Origin of the sequence: Hymenobacter metallilatus, from assembly GCF_003944705.1 — a bacterium.
Classification (GTDB): domain Bacteria; phylum Bacteroidota; class Bacteroidia; order Cytophagales; family Hymenobacteraceae; genus Hymenobacter; species Hymenobacter metallilatus.
Window position 1 is genome coordinate 597,942 of record NZ_RWIS01000001.1, and the last position, 17,127, is coordinate 615,068.

The window sequence follows — 17,127 nt, forward strand, 5'->3', positions numbered from 1 at the left end:
GGAATGAATTGCCGAATTTAGCGGCGTTTCCGCAGCTTGTTACGCTCCCGGGCTGTCATTCCGGGCAGCGCGAGGAATCTGGGTTGACATCTTCAGGACATTTGTGCTCCATCGTTCTAATTCATTTCACGCAGTGGCACGCAGTGGGTTGCGCAGGGTCTCGCAGTGGGCTTAAAACATATTGCGTAGACACTAACACTATCATTACCCCAGATTCCTCGCGCTGCTCAGAATGACAGCCAAGCACCCTATTTCCACCTGTATGCCTTCTACTTCTGCTCTTGTTCGTCCCGTCTGGTTTCGTTGGCTGGTGGGCGCGTTTTTTGGGGTGCTGGTGGGGCTGGGTGGGGCGCTGCACCGTGACTATGGCGTGGGCTGGGATGAGCAGCTCGACCGGCTCAACGGCATCATCAACGCCAAGTATGTGGCCCTGAAGCTGGCCCCCGAGCTGGCCCGCCGCCAGGCCACCTTCGCCCAGATTCCTGATATGCGCGACAACCAGGATGCCGACCACGGGGTGCTGTACCAGCTGCCGCTGGTGGTGCTGGAGAAAGTGGTGGGCGCGGAGGATTCGCGGGACGTGTACTTTTTCCGGCACCTGGTTATCTGGCTGACCTGCGTGGGGGGCATCTATGCCCTGTACCGGGTGGGGGCCCGCTACCTGGGCAGCGGAGCCTGGGGGTTGGCGGTGGCGGCGGCGCTGGTGCTGTCGCCGCGCATGTTTGCCGAGTCGTTCTACAACTACAAGGACCTGGTGTTTCTGGGTTTTTTCACGGTGGGCATCGGTACGCTGCACCGGTGGCTGCGGCAGCCTACCTGGCCGCGGGCGGCCCTGCACGCCGTGGCGGTGGGCGCGGCCATTGATGTGCGCACGATGGGCGTGCTGCTGGTGGCCCTGACGCTGGGGTTTGCGGGGCTGGAGGCCTGGGCGCGGCCAGCCCTGTGGCGTCGGCTGGCGGGCGGCCTGCTACTAATGGTACCGTTGCTGGTGGCCGTGGTAGTAGCGGGCTGGCCCTACTTGTGGGAGCACCCGGTCAGCCATTTCGTGGCGGCGTTCAGCAGTTTCAGCCGCTACCGCGCCGATATGCTCACGCTCTACCTGGGCCGGGAAATATCGGTGCGGGAGCTGCCCTGGCACTACGCACCCGTCTGGATACTGGTCACTACGCCGCTGCCCTATGTTGCGCTGTTTCTGGCGGGGCTGGTTGTGGTGGGGGCCGCTGCTGTACGCCGGCCGCTGGGGTGGCTGCGCACCGCTGCCGGCCGCTTCGATTTGCTGGTGCTGGCCTGGCTGTTCGGGCCCCTGCTGGCTATTATAGTGCTGCACTCAGTGGTGTATGATGGGTGGCGGCACCTGTATTTCGCGTACCCGGCCCTGCTGCTGCTGGCGGGGCGCGGGGCGCAGGCGGCCGGGCGCGGCTGGCAGCGGGCCACCACCCGCCCGGCCCGGCTGGCCGGCTACGTGGCGGCTGGCCTGCTGGTCCTTGGCCTCGGCCACACGGCCTGGCGCATGGTGCTTGACCACCCCTACCAGAACGTATATTTCAGCTTTCTGCCCGGTGCCACGGCCGAGCGACTGTTTGAGCGGGACTACTGGGGCCTCTCGGGGCGGGAGGGCGTGGAGTGGATTCTGGCCCACGACTCCAGCGCCGCCGTGCCGGTAGCCACCGAGCCCCGTACTGCCCTGATGCTGCACAACGCCCAGCTGCTGCTACCGCCCGCCGAGCGGGCCCGCCTGCGCATGGTACCGGTGGGCCAGGCCCGCTACTTCCTGACTACCTACCGCTGGCACCCCGGCCCCTACCCCGACTCCCTGGGCCGGGAAGTGTACACGAAGCGGGTAAACGGACTTACCTTGCTGTCTGTGTTTAAACGTGCGCAATGAGCTGTAAGCAGTGAATGTCATCCTGAGCAGCGCGAAGGACCTTATTATGTGAGCACAAGCCGTTGTTTTACTTGCTGTTCTGACGTGATAAGGTCCTTCGCGCTGCCCAGGATGACAGCCGGTAGTTATTGCTCATAGCTCATTGCCAATTCCTCCCCCTCATGCCTCTGCTTGAAGTAAATTCCCCGGCCCTGGTCCGGCAGTTTCTGGATTTGCCGGCCCGGATCTACCAGAATCAACCCCAGTGGATTTCGCCCCTCGACCAGGAAATTGAAGCGGTTTTCGACCCGACCAAAAACCACAACTTCGCCCACGGCGAGGCCATCCGGTGGGTGCTCACCGATGCGGCCGGTACGGGTATCGGGCGGGTGGCCGCCTTCATCAACCACGAAACGCCTCAGACCGACCCTACGCTGCCGGTGGGCGGCATGGGCTTTTTTGAGTGCATCGACGACCAGGCGGCGGCCAACGAGCTGTTCGAGGCCTGCCGGCAATGGCTGGCTCAGCGCGGACTGGCGGCTATGGACGGGCCCATCAACTTCGGGGAGCGGGACCGGTTTTGGGGCTTGCTCACCGATGGCTTCACGGAGCCCAACTACGGCATGTTCTTTCATCAGCCCTACTACCAGCAGCTGTTCGAGGCGTACGGCTTTCAGCTGTATTTCAGGCAGTACACCTGCTACCGGGAAGTGGACACGCTGCTGCACCCGGCCTTCGACAAAGCGGCGGAGCGCTACGCCCGGGAGCACCCGGAGTTTAGCTTCCGCCACGCCCGCAAGCGCGACGCCGAGAAGCTGGCGCAGGATTTTCACCACGTCTACAACTTGGCCTGGGCCAACCACAGCGGCGTGAACCCCATGAGCCTGGACAAGGCCCGGGAGCTGGTGAAGCAGATGAAACCGGTGCTGGACGAGCGGATTCTGTGGTTTGCCTACGCCGGCGAGGAGCCGGTGGCTTTCTTCGTGAGCCTGCCCGAGCTGAACCAGATCTTCAAGCACGTGGGCCGCAACTTCAACCTCTGGGGCAAGCTCCGGTTTCTGTGGGAAAAGCGCAAATACGAGCGGCGCCGCGACAAAAAGCTGTTCGGTGTTATCTTCGGGGTGGTGCCCGAGTGGCAGGGCAAAGGCGTGGAAAGCGCCCTGATGGTACACGCCCGCCGGGAGTTTATGCGCTCCGGCTACCGCGACATTGAAATGAACTGGATTGGCGACTTCAACCCCCGCATGTTGGCCGTCACGCGCTCCATTGGGGCCCGCATCTACAAAACCCACGTCACCTACCGCTACCAGTTCGACCGCACCCGCCCCTTCGAGCGGTGCCCGATTATCCGGTAGCCCCGAGTGCCGGAGGCTACAGCAGCAGGGTGTCCCAGTCGGTTTTCTGGTCGGCCACCTCGGCCAGCAGCAGCAGCCCCACGCCCACTAGGCCAAACGGCATACTGGCTACAAACGACGACTCGGTGGCGTAGGGCAGCTCCTGCGCCAGCTGCGCGAGGGTGTGGCCCAGCCAATGCAGATAGCCGGTGCGGTAGGCCGCGTGGCCGCTCATGCCGTGCAGCCGCCGGTACAGGTGCGCCACTCCGGCACTGCCCTGGAAGAAACTGGCCGTTGTGACTTCGGTGGTGCTGGCGGTAGTGCGCAGCAGCGTGTTCAGGCCCACCAATTCGGCAATGCGGGCCAGCTCAGCATCCTGCCACACCGCATGTGCCTCGTACAGCAGCCAGGAGTGGCCCAGGTCGCCGTGCGCCCAGGTCAGCTCGGCGCTGAAAACGGCCTGCTGGTAAGGCGCCAGCAGCACCCGCGGAAACACACTGTAGCGGCCGGCACTGAAATCTACCTCCTGCCGGGTGGCCAGCAGCTGCTGAATGCCGGTGCGCAGGCGCTCCTCCAGGGCAACTGTTGTAACTCCCGCTTTGTGCAGCTGCAGCAGCAACAGCAGCTCGCCGGCCAGGCCGTCCGTCAGGCTCAGGGCCAGATCGGGGCAGACGGACCGCTCCGCCTGCCTTGCCGACGTGGGCCAGGCTTGTAGCAACTCATACAGGCTGGCTTCGGCCCCCGGCTCGGGCAGACGCAAACTGAAGTACTGCAGTATCCGGATGAAGTTGCGGGTGCTGGTAGGGCCTGGCTGCTGCTGCAGCCGGTGTGCCTCCTGGGCCAGGCGGGCATCCAGGTGGCGGAGGGGTGCGGGCGAGGGGGTAGGCAGCAGACCATCCTGCGCGAGGCGGGCCGTCAGCCAGGCCACCACCCGTACTTGTTCCAGCTCATCGGCTCCCCAGCTTACCGGGCCAGCGGCCCGCAGGTTGGCCAGCAGCTGCTCATATACGCTTCGGACAAGCGCAGCATCCTGCGCTTGTCCGAAGAACTTATACACATGGTAATAATACATGGTCAGGCCGCACAGCTCCAGGCCAGAGCTGGCCTGCCCCACGTAGGTAGTCAGAAACCCATGCACTTGCTGCCAGGACTGCTGAACGGTAGCATAGCCATTCGGCACGGGCAATGCCCCCGGGGCAACGCTGCCCGGTGAGCTGGAGAAATAAAAGGAAGGGCCGGTCCTAGTCATGGCAAAGGGTGCCTGGACAGCCAGGCCTCATCAAGAGGGATAAAAACCACCCGGGTGCCCGTTGCTACTATTGGTTTCCAGCCCGCCGTGCAGGCAGGGCCCAAAGGGCCCCGCCCCCACTACTACGTTATTAGAATGCTACAAACGACGAAACGGTGGTTAGCAGGGTGGTGCGCAGACCAGCGGCTTCCTGGGCGGTGCCCGGCTTGGTAAAGCGCGTAACAACTGTTTTGGTGAGCTTGAATTTGGCGGCGGTGTTGAGGTTTTTCATAGCGGGTAAGAGAAAGAGGAAAGTGAAAAGATGCGTGCTTGCGGTAACTGGATCAAACGTAGCCCGGCACCCCCACTTCCGAAAAACTATTACACCAACACCCCTTTCTGCGGTACCAACCGGCTGTTTCCGAAGTAGTACCTTCGCCTGCCTCCCCGGTACTGTGCGCCGCTTTTCGTCCCCTCGTATGCTTCCTCCCGAACGCTCTGTCCGCTTTATTCTCTTTCACGCCCTGGCTTGGCTGGGGTTTGCGGTGTACGAACAGTCGGTGTTTCTGCTGATTGGCAGCAGCCAGATGGCCGTATGGCAGAACGCCTCGTACTACCTGCTCAATGCCGGCCTGTTTTACGGCAACGCCTTGGTACTGCTGCCCCACCTGTACGTGCGGCGGCGCTACCTCTGGTACGTGCTGGGCGCCTTGCTGCTGCTACTGGGCTACGCCGTACTGCGGACCGAGCTGTACCTGCACCTGCAGTTCGGCGAGCCGGACATGCCCCAGACCAGCTCGTACTGGCAGCTGCTGGCCATGTCGTCGTACCGGGGGTTTTTCTTTTTTTTGGTGAGTATGGGCTACTGGTTTTCGCGTCATGCCCTGCTGCTGGAAAAGCAGAAGCGCCTGCAGGAGGAGCAGCTGCGGGCCACCGAGCGGAGCCTGATGGAAGCCAACCTGGCGTATCTGAAAAGCCAGATCAACCCGCACTTTCTCTTCAATGCCCTCAACTTTCTGTACGCGCAGGTATACCCGCACTCCGAAAGTGCCGCCCGGGGCATTCTGCTGCTCTCCGATACCATGCGCTATGCCCTGCAGGAAGACGAGCACAACGGTAAGGTGATGCTGACCCAGGAAGTGCAGCACCTGCACAACTATATTGCCATCAATCAGTTACGCTTCAATAACCGTCTGCAGATTCAGTTCACGGTTACCGGCAATACGCAGTTTCTCATGATTCTGCCGCTGGTGCTTATCACCTTCGTGGAGAACTGCTTTAAGCACGGCGAGCTGGACGACCCGGCCCACCCGCTCCAGATTGAGTTGGCCGTGGTGCAGAATCATCTTACCTTCCGGACGCACAACCGGAAACGGCACGGGCCCAAGGCCCACACCACGGGCATTGGCCTGGTAAACACCCGAAAACGCCTGGAGCTGTTGTATGCCGGCCGCTACGCGCTAACCACGCTGGACGAGCCGGAGTTTTATGAGTGTACCCTCACCCTTGATTTATAAACGATGATTTCCTGCCTCATCGTGGACGACGAACAAGGTGCCATCGACATCCTGCGCACGTTTATTGAGAAAACGCCCTTCCTGACGCTGGTGGGCAGCACCACCAATCCCCTCGAAGCCCTGAGTATGCTCCAGAGCCAACCCGTTGATCTGGTGTTTCTGGACATCCATATGCCCCAGCTCTCGGGTCTGGATATGATGCGGCTGATTACGGGCAACACCCGGGTTATCCTGACCACGGCCTACAGCGAGTTTGCCGTGGAAAGCTTCGAGCTGAACGCCCTGGACTACCTGCTCAAGCCCATTGCCTTCGAGCGGTTTCTGAAAGCCGCTCAGAAAGCCCTGAACACCTCCATTGAGCCCTCGCCCCGCTGGCAGGCCCCCGAAAAAGCCGACGACTACATCTTCGTGAAGACGGACAGCAAGCGGAAGATGACGCGGGTGAACTTCGACGAAATCGTGTTTGTGGAAGGCCTGAAAAACTACGTATCCATCTACACCCCCGACGACCGGATTATCACCCTGCTCAACATCAAGGACCTGGAGGACCGGCTGCCGCCCAAGCGCTTCATGCGGGTGCACAAGTCCTACATCGTGTCCTTGGACAAAATCCGGGCCCTGGATGGCAACCAGATTCTGTTCAAGGATGTGAAGGACATTGTGCCGCTGGGCGACACCTACCGCACGGCCTTTTTCGAGGCCCTGCAGGAGAAAGTGATGGGCGGCACCGGTAAGCGGTAGCCGCCTATACCCGCTGCCGGGCCTGCTGCGACTGGTAGTACCGGAACAGAAAATCATAGAGCACCAGCTCGTGCAGGCGGGCTTCGGCCGGCACCAGCCGATTGAGCAGCATGTGCACGTAGCTTGCCAGCAGCGAATCGAGCGGTACTTCCAGCTGACCCGCGTTTTCCAGGGCCAGCAGCTGTTGGGCAATGCTGGTGAGGGCCGCGGGTAGCGGCAGCAGGCCGGCCCCGGCGGCGTCCAGCACCTGGCTGATGGCGGGGCGGGCCTGGCGGAATTTGGCATCCAGCTGCCGCTTCAGCGTACTGTCGAGCCCAAATTCCTGGGCGAAAGAATCCCTCATTTTTTGCAGCAAAGCCAGCTTCCGGGGCAAGGAGTAGCCAAAAGCCGTGAGCAGCTCATCGGTAGTGGCCAGCCCCCAAAGCCAGGACTCCGGCGGCTCCTCTTGCAGCTGAGCCTGGGCTATAGCCTCCAGCAGCGCTTCGCTCTGGTAATGAAAGAGGGCTTCCGACGCCATCATGGAAAGGGAGCCGTAACGCTCCAGCTCCCGGCGGTACGTATCCGTTTGCACCCGCCACACGGCATTGGTAGCCCGAAACGGGTGCAGGTAGTGCTCCATCAGCCCAATCACCTCACCCACCTGTTCGGGCCGGGGCAGATGCCAGCGCACCCGCAGGTGGTTGTCGGGGTCGGCGTAGCGAATGAAAAACCAGTGGTCTACGAGGCCCCGCGCCTGTAGCTCGGCCGCCAGCGGCCGGATGGCGTCCAGCAGCACCCGGTCGGCCACCAGTTGCCCGCAGTACAGCTTGTAGTACAGCCACTCGGAGCCCAAAGCAAACTCCCGCGGCACCGCCGCCGCCGGGGGCAGGACGGGGCTGGCTGGCAGGTAGCAGGGCTGCTGCCGCACCAGCAGGGCAATGCACTGGGCCGCGTAGCCTTCCCCGGCCGCGTTGCGCACGGGGCTGGTGGCAGGGTCAAACAGAAACTCCTTGAGGCGGATGGTAGTCCGCTGCCGCACCGCCTCCAGCCACACCCGCAGCAGCAGCTCGTTGTCGGCATCAACCAGCAGCTCATTGTCGCCATCGGCCAGGGTGAAGAAGCGGGGCAGCTGCCACAGCGCCCGAAACGCCTGCCAGCACGCCGGCAGCTCGGCGGGGGTAGCTTGCAGCAGGGGCTGCACGTCGGCCGGCTCCAGCTGCCAGGCGGCCAGGGCCAGTACCACGGCGCGGTAAGTAAGCCGGGGCAGGAACTTGGCGTCGGTGGCAATGGCAGTCCAGCTAAAGGCCAGGTGGGGCTGCAGGCCCTGGGTTTGCAGGTCGCACAGAAACTGGTAAACCGGCAGGGCCTGCCGGGTATAGTTGTGGGCCGTACTCAGGCGAGGCACCACGCGCTGCCCGGTGCGGCGGTGCCGCAGCACCAGCTCGCCGTGTTGCACGGCCACCGTCAGCTCCTGCACCGGGGCCTGGGCCGCGCTGCCGCTCCGGGCCAGGTAGGGAATTTCCAGGGCCCGGAAGCAGGGCCGCCGCAGAATGTTGCCGGTGCGCCCGCTAGGCAGGTGGGCTATTTCGGCGAAGACCACGGCGGGGTTGTGGGCCTGCTCCAGGCGGGTAACCTGCTCCACCAGCTCGGCAATGCGGGCATCGGCGTGGGCAAACCGGCCCAGCAGGTTCACGGCGCTGGAGCCGCCCACGCTTTCCAGCACCACCTGCCCCGCCCCGGCCGGCCGGAACAGCACGCTCACCGACGGCGGCAGCGGCAGCGGCAGGGGGTGCAGGCCCTGGTGGCGCAGCTCTTCCAGCGTAATCTCTATGGTGTACTGCCGGGCTTGTTCGGCCGCACGCAGCTTTTGGTAGAGGTAGCGCCGGGCCGGCGTCCGGGGCGGGGCGGCCTCGTGCGGGGCGGTACTTTCCACTACCAAATCGTGCACCAGGGGCGAGTAGCGGCTCTGCCCATACTCGGAGTACGACAGGCCGCTTTCATTGTCCAGGGCTTCCAGCAGGGGCACTTCCCGGTCTTCGTAGCGGGCCTGAAAGCGGCGGGTGAAGTCGTCGAGGCGGGGAGAATGGGCGGGAGCGGCCAGGTAGGTCAGCACTTCCAAGGCCTCCAGCAGCTGGGGTTGCAGGCCGGCGTCCAGGGTGGCCGGGCCGGCGGTACCGGGCACGGCATCCGTCTGGAACAGCTTACCCGGCTCGATGGGCACGCCCAGCGTAGCCAGGTTGGCGGTAATCTGCTCGTAGGCCGCGGCGGGGTTGGTGCCTGCCTGGTCCAGGGCCTCCAGCTGCTGCTGGGTGGCGTCCAGCACGGCGGCAATGGCGTGCAGCTCGGCCGAGGGCGTTTCGGCCAGCAGCCCGGCCAGCACTGCCTGAATGCGCCGCAGAAACTCCTCCCCCGTCACGTTGGGTTCCAGCTCACTTTCCAACACCTGCGCCTCAATCAGGGCTTCCAGGAAGGCTGCGGCTTCGGCCTGTTCAGCTTCGTCCGGGGCCAGCACGGCCACCAGCTCCGGCAGCCGGACGCCCGCCTGGGCCGCGGCCAGCACTTGCAGCAAAGGCGGCGAAGCGGCCACGGCGCTAATCTGGTGCACCAGCTCGCCGGCCACCACCTGCTGCTCCACGTAGCGGATTTCCTCACCGGCGTGGTAGAGGCTGCTGTTGGGCCGGTAACGCAGGCGCGGCCCCACCTCAGGGTGGGCCGCCAGCTGCCGGGCCAGAGCGCACAAAAACTGCATATCCAGGCGGGTATGCCGAGTGCCGGCTTCGGCAGTAGTAAGCTCTACGTGGCTCTGCGGGCCCCACTCAGCCAGGGTACAGCCCGCAAACAGCCCAAACGGGGTGCTGCGGCTGGTGCTGCGGGTGTAGTAGCGGGTGAGGGTATGGCGTAGCTTCTCGATTTTGCGCGGCTCCGTCAGCTCGCCGCGCTGCCACCGGCGACACTCCTCGTACAGGGCCGGGGAGGCCAGGTAAATAGCCTCCATGAAGTGGGCATCGGTGAGCAGCTGCTCGATGCGGGCGGGGCTGAACTGGGTAGTAAACGGATACGCCGGGGCGCGCAGCACCAGCTGCGGATGGAAATGGTAGAGGGTTTTCATAGCGGATGAAGCAGAACGGGCAGCGGGCCGGGGCCCACGTTTCCGCTGGTGCCCCGGCCCGCAACAAGTTCACCTAAAATCCGGAAAATCCCGCTCCGGTTTCACCCTTTCTGGCAGGGGTGCAGCCGGCTTCGTGCTGGGGCGCGGCGGGGCGCCGGGCTCAGGCCACTAGCCGGATGGCCTTACCGGCCCGGTCGACCAGGGTGGTTTCGGCGAAGTCCTGGATGGAGCCAATCAGCTCGGGGCGGTGGGTGGCCTGCTGCTTGCTCACCCAAATGGCCTGGGCCAGCAGGTTGGCTTTGAACACGTCGTAGGCGGCCGTAATGGCTTCGTCGGCGAGAAACTCCAGGGCGTTGCGCAGGAACTCCTCGGCGCCCCGCTCGAAGTAGGAGTTCTTCGCATACAGCCAGTTATAAAGCACCACGCGGTTATAGGTGTCGGTTTCCAGCTCCTGCAACAACCCCCGGAAAAATACGCGGTGGTAGTATTCGTTGTGGTACACGGCATCGGCCATGTACTGGGTATTCTGGGCGGCCAGCTGGCTGAGTACGGCTTCCAGAGTGCTTTCCTGTAGCGTCCGCACGCGGCGCATGGTAGCCCAGTCCCAGTCGTCTAGCAGCAGGCCCTGGGCGCGGCCGGTGTGCACGAAGGTGAGGGCGTTGCTCAGAAGCTGGTTGGCCGCCTCCACCTGCTGCTGCCGGAACAGGATGTTGGCAATGTTCTGCACCTGCTCGATGCGGCGGTAGATAAGTGGCCCAAAGCCCTGCCGCTCCAGCCGGGCGCTGATGCCCAACCCCCGCCGCAGCAGGGCAATGCCCACGTCGCCCTCCTGGGTTTTGTAGCGGTAATTGCCCCAGGCTGAGAGCTGAAACAGGGTCACGAAGTCGACGGTAACGGCCGGCAGGCTGTCCAGCAGGCCGTCGGCCTGTTGCAGCTGAGCCAGGGCGGCGGCCAGCTCGTTTTTGCGGCACAGCAGCACAGCCTTGAAATACTGCCCCACCACGTGGTCGGCCTGGCGGTGGCCCTCCTCCCCGGCCTGGGCCTTCAGCTCGTTGTTGAGCAGGGCCGCAAACAGGGCCTGCCCGTTGATGTTCTTCACCTCCGCCGCCACCGTTGGGCGCTGGGCCAGGGCGTGCAGCTGTTCCACGAAACCATGCAGTGCGTTGTTCATGTTAGAAAGGTTAGGTGATGAGGTGATGAGGTGAAAGGGCAAAAAGACCGTCATGCTGAGCGAAGGCGCAGCCGTAGTCGAAGCATCTCTACCGTTGGCTAACTCCAATCAATACAACGACAGCCGCTGCATAGCCCAGGGTTTAAACCCTGGGCTAGTGAGGGCCCAGCGAAGCGGTAGAGATGCTTCGACAAACGGGCGTCAGATGAAGCGTGATAGTTACCACTGCAACTCGTCCGGTGCTTTATTCAGGCAGCTGCTCGCACGAGGTCAGGTGCCCAGCTCCAACTGGTTTTTAATCAGATTGTAGTAGTAGCCCCGCCGGCGCACCAGCTCCTCGTGGTTGCCTTGCTCAGTTACCTCGCCGTTGTCGAGCACGATGATGTTGTCGGCATTTTTGACGGTGCTCAGGCGGTGGGCCACAATCACCACGGTTTTGCCCTCGAAGAACTCGTTGAGCCGCTCCATAATCACCCGCTCGTTGTAGGCGTCGAGGGCGCTGGTGGCTTCGTCGAGGAAGATGTACTCGGGGTTTTTGTACACCATGCGGGCAATGAGCACGCGCTGACGCTGCCCCCCGCTCAAGCCCTTGCCGTCCTCCCCGATTTTGGTGTGCAGGCCCAGCGGCAGGGTGTGGATGTACTGCTCCAGGTTGGCAATGTGCACGGCTTTTTCCACGGCGGCCGGACTGCGGTGCTCGGCGTTGAGGGCAATGTTGTTGCCAATGGTATCCGAAAACACAAAGCCGTCCTGCATCACAATGCCGCAGTGCTGCCGCCAGTAGTGCGGACTGATGCGCTCCAGCGGGGTTTCCTCCACGTACACCTGCCCATCGGTGGGGGCGCAGATGCGCAGCAGCAGCTTGAGCAGGGTGGTTTTGCCGCTGCCGCTGGCCCCCACAATAGCGGTGGTTTTGCCCGCCGGCACGGCAAAGCTCAGGTTTTTGAGGGTGGGCTTGTTGCCGGCCCCGGGATACACAAACGACACGTTCTGGAGGGTAAGGCCGCGGCCGGTGGGCAGCACCTGCACGTAGTCCTTTTTGGGGTCTTCCTCCTCGGCCAGCACCTGCACCTGCCCCAGCCGCTCCATGCTGATTTTGGCATCCTGGTAGGTTTGCAGGAACGTGGCCAGCTGGGCAATGGGGCTATTCATCTGGCCCACAATAAACTGGATGGCCATCATATCGCCCAGGCTCATCTGTTGGTTCATGACCAGGCGGGCGGCCAGAAACAGGATGAAGATGTTTTTGGCCTGGTTGATGAACGTAGAGCCTACCTGTTGGTACTGGCTCAGGGCCAGGGACTGCACGTTGTAGCGGAACAGCTTGGCCTGAATGCCCTCCCACTCCCAGATTTTCTGGGTACCACAGTCGTTGATTTTGATTTCGTAGATGCCGTTGATGAGCTGCAGCGTCTTGGCCCGGTTCTGAGCCGAAATTTCAAACCGCTTGAAGTCCAGCTTTTTGCGCCGGTTCAGAAACAGGTAAATCCACCCAAAATACAGCACACTGCCCCCGCTGAACACCCAGCAGATGGCGGGGTTGTAGAGGTACAGAATCACCCCGAACACGGCGAAGGTCATCATCGAAAACAGCGTGTTCAGGGAGCTGTTGGTGAGCAACGCCTCCACCCGCTTGTGGTCCTCAATGCGCTGCAGAATGTCGCTGGTGAGCTTGGTATCGAAGAACGACAGCGGCAGCCGCAGCAGCTTGTGCAGGAAATCCGACAACACCGCCACGTTCACGCGGGCCGTAATGTGCAGCAGAATCCAGCCCCGCAGCAGCTCCACCGAGGTTTGGCCCAACGTCACGAGCAGCTGCCCCAGCAGCAGCAGGTACACAAAGCTCAAATCGTTGCCCCGGATACCCACATCCACCAGACCTTTGGTGAGGAAAGGCAGCAGCAGCTGAATGAGGCTGCCCACCACCAGCCCGGCCAGCAGCTGCCACAGCAGGGCCTTGTACTGCCAGATGTGGCCCAGCAGCTGCCCAATGCCTACGTGCTCCACCTGCTCATCCTCCTCGGTTTGGTAGAAGGCGGGGGTGGGGCTGAGCAGCATCACAATGCCGGCGGCCTTGTTGTGCATGGTGGTGTAAGCCCAGTTATTGAGGAACTCCTCGCGGGTGTAGGTGTGCAGGCCGCTGGCGGGGTCGGAGATGTACACCTTGTTGCGCTTGATCTTGTACACCACCACAAAGTGGTTTTTGCGCCAGTGCACAATGCAGGGCAGCGTGGCCTGCTCCGTCAGCTTCTCGAAGGTGATGTTGCCGCCCACCGCCTGAATGCCCAGCGTTTCGGCCGCCTTGCTGATACCCAGTAACGACACCCCGGTTTTGCCAATCTGGCTGGAGGAGCGGATTTTCTCGATGTTGAACAGCTTGCCGTAAAACTTGCTGATAATCTGCAGGCAGGTGGGCCCACAGTCCATGACATCGTGCTGGCGGTAGTGCGGAAAGCTGGCAGTAAGCATAGCGGAAACAATTGGGGTTAAGACAGCCAGATAAAGTCGTCCACGGAATATTGCCCCTTCGACAGCGCCTGAATCAGGGTGAGGCCGATGCCGGTTACCCCGAAGTTGAAGCCCTGCTGCGCGGCCGGGTTCTGCTTGAAGAAGTAGGAGCTAAAGCCCAGGTATTCGTTGGGGTGCGTGGCCAGCCGGGGCAGGCCCTCCAGCCAAAACTGCGCGGCCCGGGCAAACTCCTCCACCCGGGTGAGGCGGTATAGGGCCGCGTACAGCAGGTAGGTGCCGCTGGTGCCATACCAGAGGGAGGCGTCGTAGAGGTAGGTGTCGGCCAGGGCGGTGCGGCGGGTGGTGCGCAGGGCAATCTGGGTGGCTTCTTCCAGGTAGTAGGAGTTGCCCAGAATGGTAGCCGCCCTGATGATGGCGTAGGCCGTGCCCAGGTCGCCGTAGAGCAGGCACAGGTTGCTGGTGGGTTCCTCCTTGCCCTGCCACAATGGGAACGACGACAGGTTCTGGTTGGCGTCCATGCGGGTGCGCAGCAAAAACTTGGTGGCGTAGTGCATGAGCCGGGCGCACTCCTGGGGCCGCACATCGGCCTCGTACACAGCCGCCAGAAAGCTGATTAGCATGGCGCTGCCGTGCGAAATACCAGTGTACACGCGCGGCTCCTGAATCACGCAGCAGGTCCAGTAGTAGCCGGTGTCCTCGTCGCCTTCGTGCAGCTCCTCCAGGGCATCCAGCAGCAGCAGCAAATTGCGCCGCGCCACCGCCGAGTGCCGCTGCCGGCGCAGGAAATACACGCCCACGCTCAGCGCCCCATTGATGATTTCGAGGTTTTTGCTGGCCAAATGGTGCTGCAGCCGGCCTTCCAGCAGCGCATCTACCTTGCTGAGCAGCAGCTCACTGTCCCAGTCCAGGTGGCCCTGGCTGCCGAGGTAGCACAGCAGGTTACCCAGCTCGGCCAGCTCCTGAAAGTAGTTGCTGTTGTAGCTCGACTTATAGGTTTGAGGGTTCATCTCACCCAGGGCCGCTTCCAGCTGCTCCAGCGCCTGGTCGTAATACTGCGTGTTGCCGGTGTAGGCCGCGTAGTGGCACAGGAACAGCACGGTGCCGCCTTTGCCGGTGCCCACCCCAAAGTTGGGCAGCGTACGGGCCTCCGGGCCGGTCAGGTAATCGGCAATGGTGTGCAGCAGCTGGGCACTGGTAGCCACCGGGGTGTCTAGTTGAGTTTCCATTGGGCACGTCAGGCGGTTAGATGCCGAGGCGGTTGAGCTGGTCGGCGTTGCCGTTGGTTTGCACCCGCTTGGTTTTCAGGCCGGTTTTGCCCAGCTTATAGGTGAAGGACAGCCGTACCCGCCGCGTGTCGTTGCGCAGAATCCCGTCCGTCACGACCGGCACCACCCGCGAGGTTTCCCGGATGTTGGCCTGATAGAACAGGTCCGTCACGTCCAGCTTCAGGGCGGCTTTCTTATCCCAGAGCTGCTTTTTCACGCCCACTGTCACGTTGGAAAAGGCCCCGTAATCCAGAATACCGCTGAAGTAGGGCGAGTTGTACACCCCGTTGAGCTGGGCCGTCCAGCCTTTGCCCAGGGTAAAGGTGTTGTCGGTGCTGGCCGTGTAGTACACCTTGTTTTTCACGTAGCGCACAGCGTTGTCCAGGGGGCTGGGGAAACTCAGGTCCTGGTAGAGTACGCTCACAGTATTGTTCATATTCCACCACTTGGCCGGCGTGAGCGGAGCCGTAAGCGTGAGGCTGGTGAGGTGGCGCTGGCGGAAGTTATTCTGCGTCAGCACAAACCGCAGGTTGGCCGCATCATACAGGTACACCGACGAAATGGCGTTGGTGGTTTGGGTGTAGGCCAGCTGCAGCCCGAAACCCTTGTAGAGGTGGTTCCAGGAGAAGCTGTGCGCGTACTCGGGCCGCAGGCGGGCGTTGCCCTTGCGGGAGGTGTAGTTGTCGATGAACAACTCGTACGGTATCAGGCTCTCGTAGGAAGGCCGGTTGATGTTGCGGGCGTAAGCCACCGAAGTGGAGTAGTTGTCCGAGAGCTTGTAGTCGGCCCGCAGGTTCGGAAACAGGTTGAAGTAGCTGGAGTCCACGCCCTGCCGCACGCTGTAGTTGGTTTGCTCGGCCCGCAGCCCGGCCTGCAGCCCCCACTTGCCCACTGTGTGGCTCAGGCTGGCGTAGCCGGCCACAATCTGCTCCCGGTAGCCCAGCCGCGCGAAGGGGTTGTTGGTGGTAATTACCCAGGCTCCGTCGCTCATCGACTCGGCCACCTGCCGGCTCTCGTTGCGGGTGTAGATGTACTTCAGCCCCGATTCCAGCCGCGTGGCCGGGCCCCAGGCCTTGGTATAGTCGGCCGCGCCGGTGTAGATGTCGTAGGTGGCCGGGGCGTTGTTGCGGAAGCGGCTGGTGGTGCCGTCCGGGTCGGTGGGTGTTACCAGAAACTGGTCGAAGGTCTGGCGCTGCCCGCTCACGTACTGGGCGTAGTTGGTAGTCAGCAGCAGGTTGGAGCCCAGGCTGTCGAGGCTACGCTTATAGAACAGGTTGTAGTTGTAGAGGTCCACTTTCAGGCCCACGTCGTTGAAGCTGCGGGAGTAGGTGTCGCCCTCGGCCTTGCGGATGGTGGAGCGCACCCAGCCCGAGCCGTCCAGGCTGGCCCGGAGCACGTCCACATCCACGCCCACCGTGTTCCGGTCGTTGAGGTGGTAGTTGAAGCTGCTGCTCACGTTGCCTTCGTTTATCACTTTATGGCCGAAATCCACGTCCTGGGCGAAGCTGCCCACGGGCGTGAGGCCGGCGTAGAGCGTACGGTTCTGGTAGCCGCGCTCCAGCCCGCCCCGGCGCGTGTAGCCGCCGGTCAAAGAGAAGTCGATTTTCTGGGTGCTCAGGCGCAGGCCGCCGTTGAGGCCGCCGGCCGTGCGGTAGCCCTGGCTCAGGTTGCCGCCCAGGTTGCCATTCCAGCCCAGCTCCTTGCTGCGCTTGGTATAGATTTCAATTACCCCGCCCGAGGCATCGGCATCGTACTTGGCCGAGGGGTTGCTGATCAGCTCAATCCGCTCAATCTGGTCGCCGGGAATACTGGCCAGCACGTTTTCCAGCGTAGCCCCGGGCAGGCGCTTGCCGTTCAGCAGAATCAGCACGTTGTTCTTGCCCCGGAAGCTCAGGCGCCCATTGGTCAGCTGCACCGAGGGGGCCATGGCCAGAATGTTGTAGGCGTCGTTGCCGGTAGCCAGCACGCTGCCTTCCACGTTCATCACCACCCGGTCAGGCTTCTGCACCAGCAGCTGCCGGCGGCCCACAATGGTTACCTCCTTCAGGTTCTGGGGTGTGGGCTGCAGGTTGATGGTGCCCAGATCCAGCGTGGGCATCCCGCTGGTCAGCTGTAGGTCCTGGGAGTACGTCCCGAAGCCCACCATCAGCACCTGCAGCTGGTAGCTGCCGGGGTCAATGGTGCGCAGCTCAAACCGCCCGGCCTCATCCGCCAGCGCCGACTGCACTATTTTGCCATCGGTACCGGCGGCTTTCACCACCACCGTGGCAAAGCTCAGGGCCTCCTGTTTTTGCTGGTCCAGCACCCGGCCGGCCAGCTTGGTTTGGGCCAGGGCTCCGGTGCCCAGGCTCAGCAGCAGGCCAACCAGAGCGGGCCGCCATACGCCAATGTGGTGGAAGAGCGTGTTCATACGAGTAGCTTCGTTTGTTTATGTAGCGGTTAATCAGGGT

11 protein-coding genes are annotated in these 17,127 nt (G+C 62.7%); 4 read left to right on the forward strand and 7 right to left on the reverse strand.

Features of this window, described 5'->3' with window-relative positions; all coding sequences use genetic code 11:
- Window positions 1-262: 262 nt before the first annotated feature.
- Together EI290_RS02375 and EI290_RS02380 are read left to right on the forward strand one after the other, a co-directional pair.
- Window positions 263-1,885, forward strand: coding sequence for a hypothetical protein (locus EI290_RS02375; protein ID WP_125426338.1), 1,623 nt, complete (start codon window positions 263-265; stop codon window positions 1,883-1,885).
- 161 nt (window positions 1,886-2,046) lie between these two features.
- Window positions 2,047-3,219, forward strand: a complete 1,173-nt coding sequence (locus EI290_RS02380; protein ID WP_125426340.1) for a GNAT family N-acetyltransferase — start codon at window positions 2,047-2,049, stop codon at window positions 3,217-3,219.
- Window positions 3,220-3,235: 16 nt separating this feature from the next.
- Here EI290_RS02380 and EI290_RS02385 read toward each other — a convergent pair whose 3' ends face one another.
- The gene (locus EI290_RS02385) at window positions 3,236-4,447 is read right to left on the reverse strand and encodes a glycoside hydrolase family protein (RefSeq protein ID WP_125426342.1); all 1,212 of its coding nucleotides are present in this window, start codon (window positions 4,445-4,447) and stop codon (window positions 3,236-3,238) included.
- 130 nt (window positions 4,448-4,577) lie between these two features.
- Window positions 4,578-4,718, reverse strand: coding sequence for a hypothetical protein (locus EI290_RS22305; RefSeq protein WP_185816812.1), 141 nt, complete (start codon window positions 4,716-4,718; stop codon window positions 4,578-4,580).
- Window positions 4,719-4,905: 187 nt separating this feature from the next.
- On the opposite strand from EI290_RS22305, the gene EI290_RS02390 reads away from it, so the two are divergent.
- Window positions 4,906-5,943 carry a sensor histidine kinase gene (locus EI290_RS02390; RefSeq protein WP_125426344.1) on the forward strand — a complete coding sequence of 346 codons (1,038 nt, stop codon included), beginning with the start codon at window positions 4,906-4,908 and terminating at the stop codon, window positions 5,941-5,943.
- 3 nt (window positions 5,944-5,946) lie between these two features.
- Entirely contained in the window at window positions 5,947-6,684 is a 738-nt protein-coding gene (locus tag EI290_RS02395; RefSeq protein WP_125426346.1) for a LytR/AlgR family response regulator transcription factor, read from the forward strand.
- A gap of 4 nt (window positions 6,685-6,688) precedes the next feature.
- Here EI290_RS02395 and EI290_RS02400 read toward each other — a convergent pair whose 3' ends face one another.
- The 5 genes from EI290_RS02400 to EI290_RS02420 form a co-directional block, all read right to left on the reverse strand.
- On the reverse strand, window positions 6,689-9,772 hold the full coding sequence (locus EI290_RS02400; RefSeq protein WP_125426347.1) for a lantibiotic dehydratase: 3,084 nt from the start codon (window positions 9,770-9,772) through the stop codon (window positions 6,689-6,691).
- Window positions 9,773-9,932: 160 nt separating this feature from the next.
- Window positions 9,933-10,943 (reverse strand): hypothetical protein, encoded by a 1,011-nt coding sequence (locus EI290_RS02405; RefSeq protein ID WP_125426349.1) that lies wholly within the window; start codon window positions 10,941-10,943, stop codon window positions 9,933-9,935.
- Window positions 10,944-11,213: 270 nt separating this feature from the next.
- The gene (locus EI290_RS02410; RefSeq protein ID WP_125426351.1) at window positions 11,214-13,412 is read right to left on the reverse strand and encodes a peptidase domain-containing ABC transporter; all 2,199 of its coding nucleotides are present in this window, start codon (window positions 13,410-13,412) and stop codon (window positions 11,214-11,216) included.
- A 17-nt stretch (window positions 13,413-13,429) separates the two neighbouring features.
- Window positions 13,430-14,638 carry a lanthionine synthetase LanC family protein gene (locus tag EI290_RS02415; RefSeq protein ID WP_125426353.1) on the reverse strand — a complete coding sequence of 403 codons (1,209 nt, stop codon included), beginning with the start codon at window positions 14,636-14,638 and terminating at the stop codon, window positions 13,430-13,432.
- 16 nt (window positions 14,639-14,654) lie between these two features.
- Entirely contained in the window at window positions 14,655-17,087 is a 2,433-nt protein-coding gene (locus EI290_RS02420) for an outer membrane beta-barrel protein (RefSeq protein WP_125426355.1), read from the reverse strand.
- Between the last annotated feature and the right edge of the window lie 40 nt (window positions 17,088-17,127).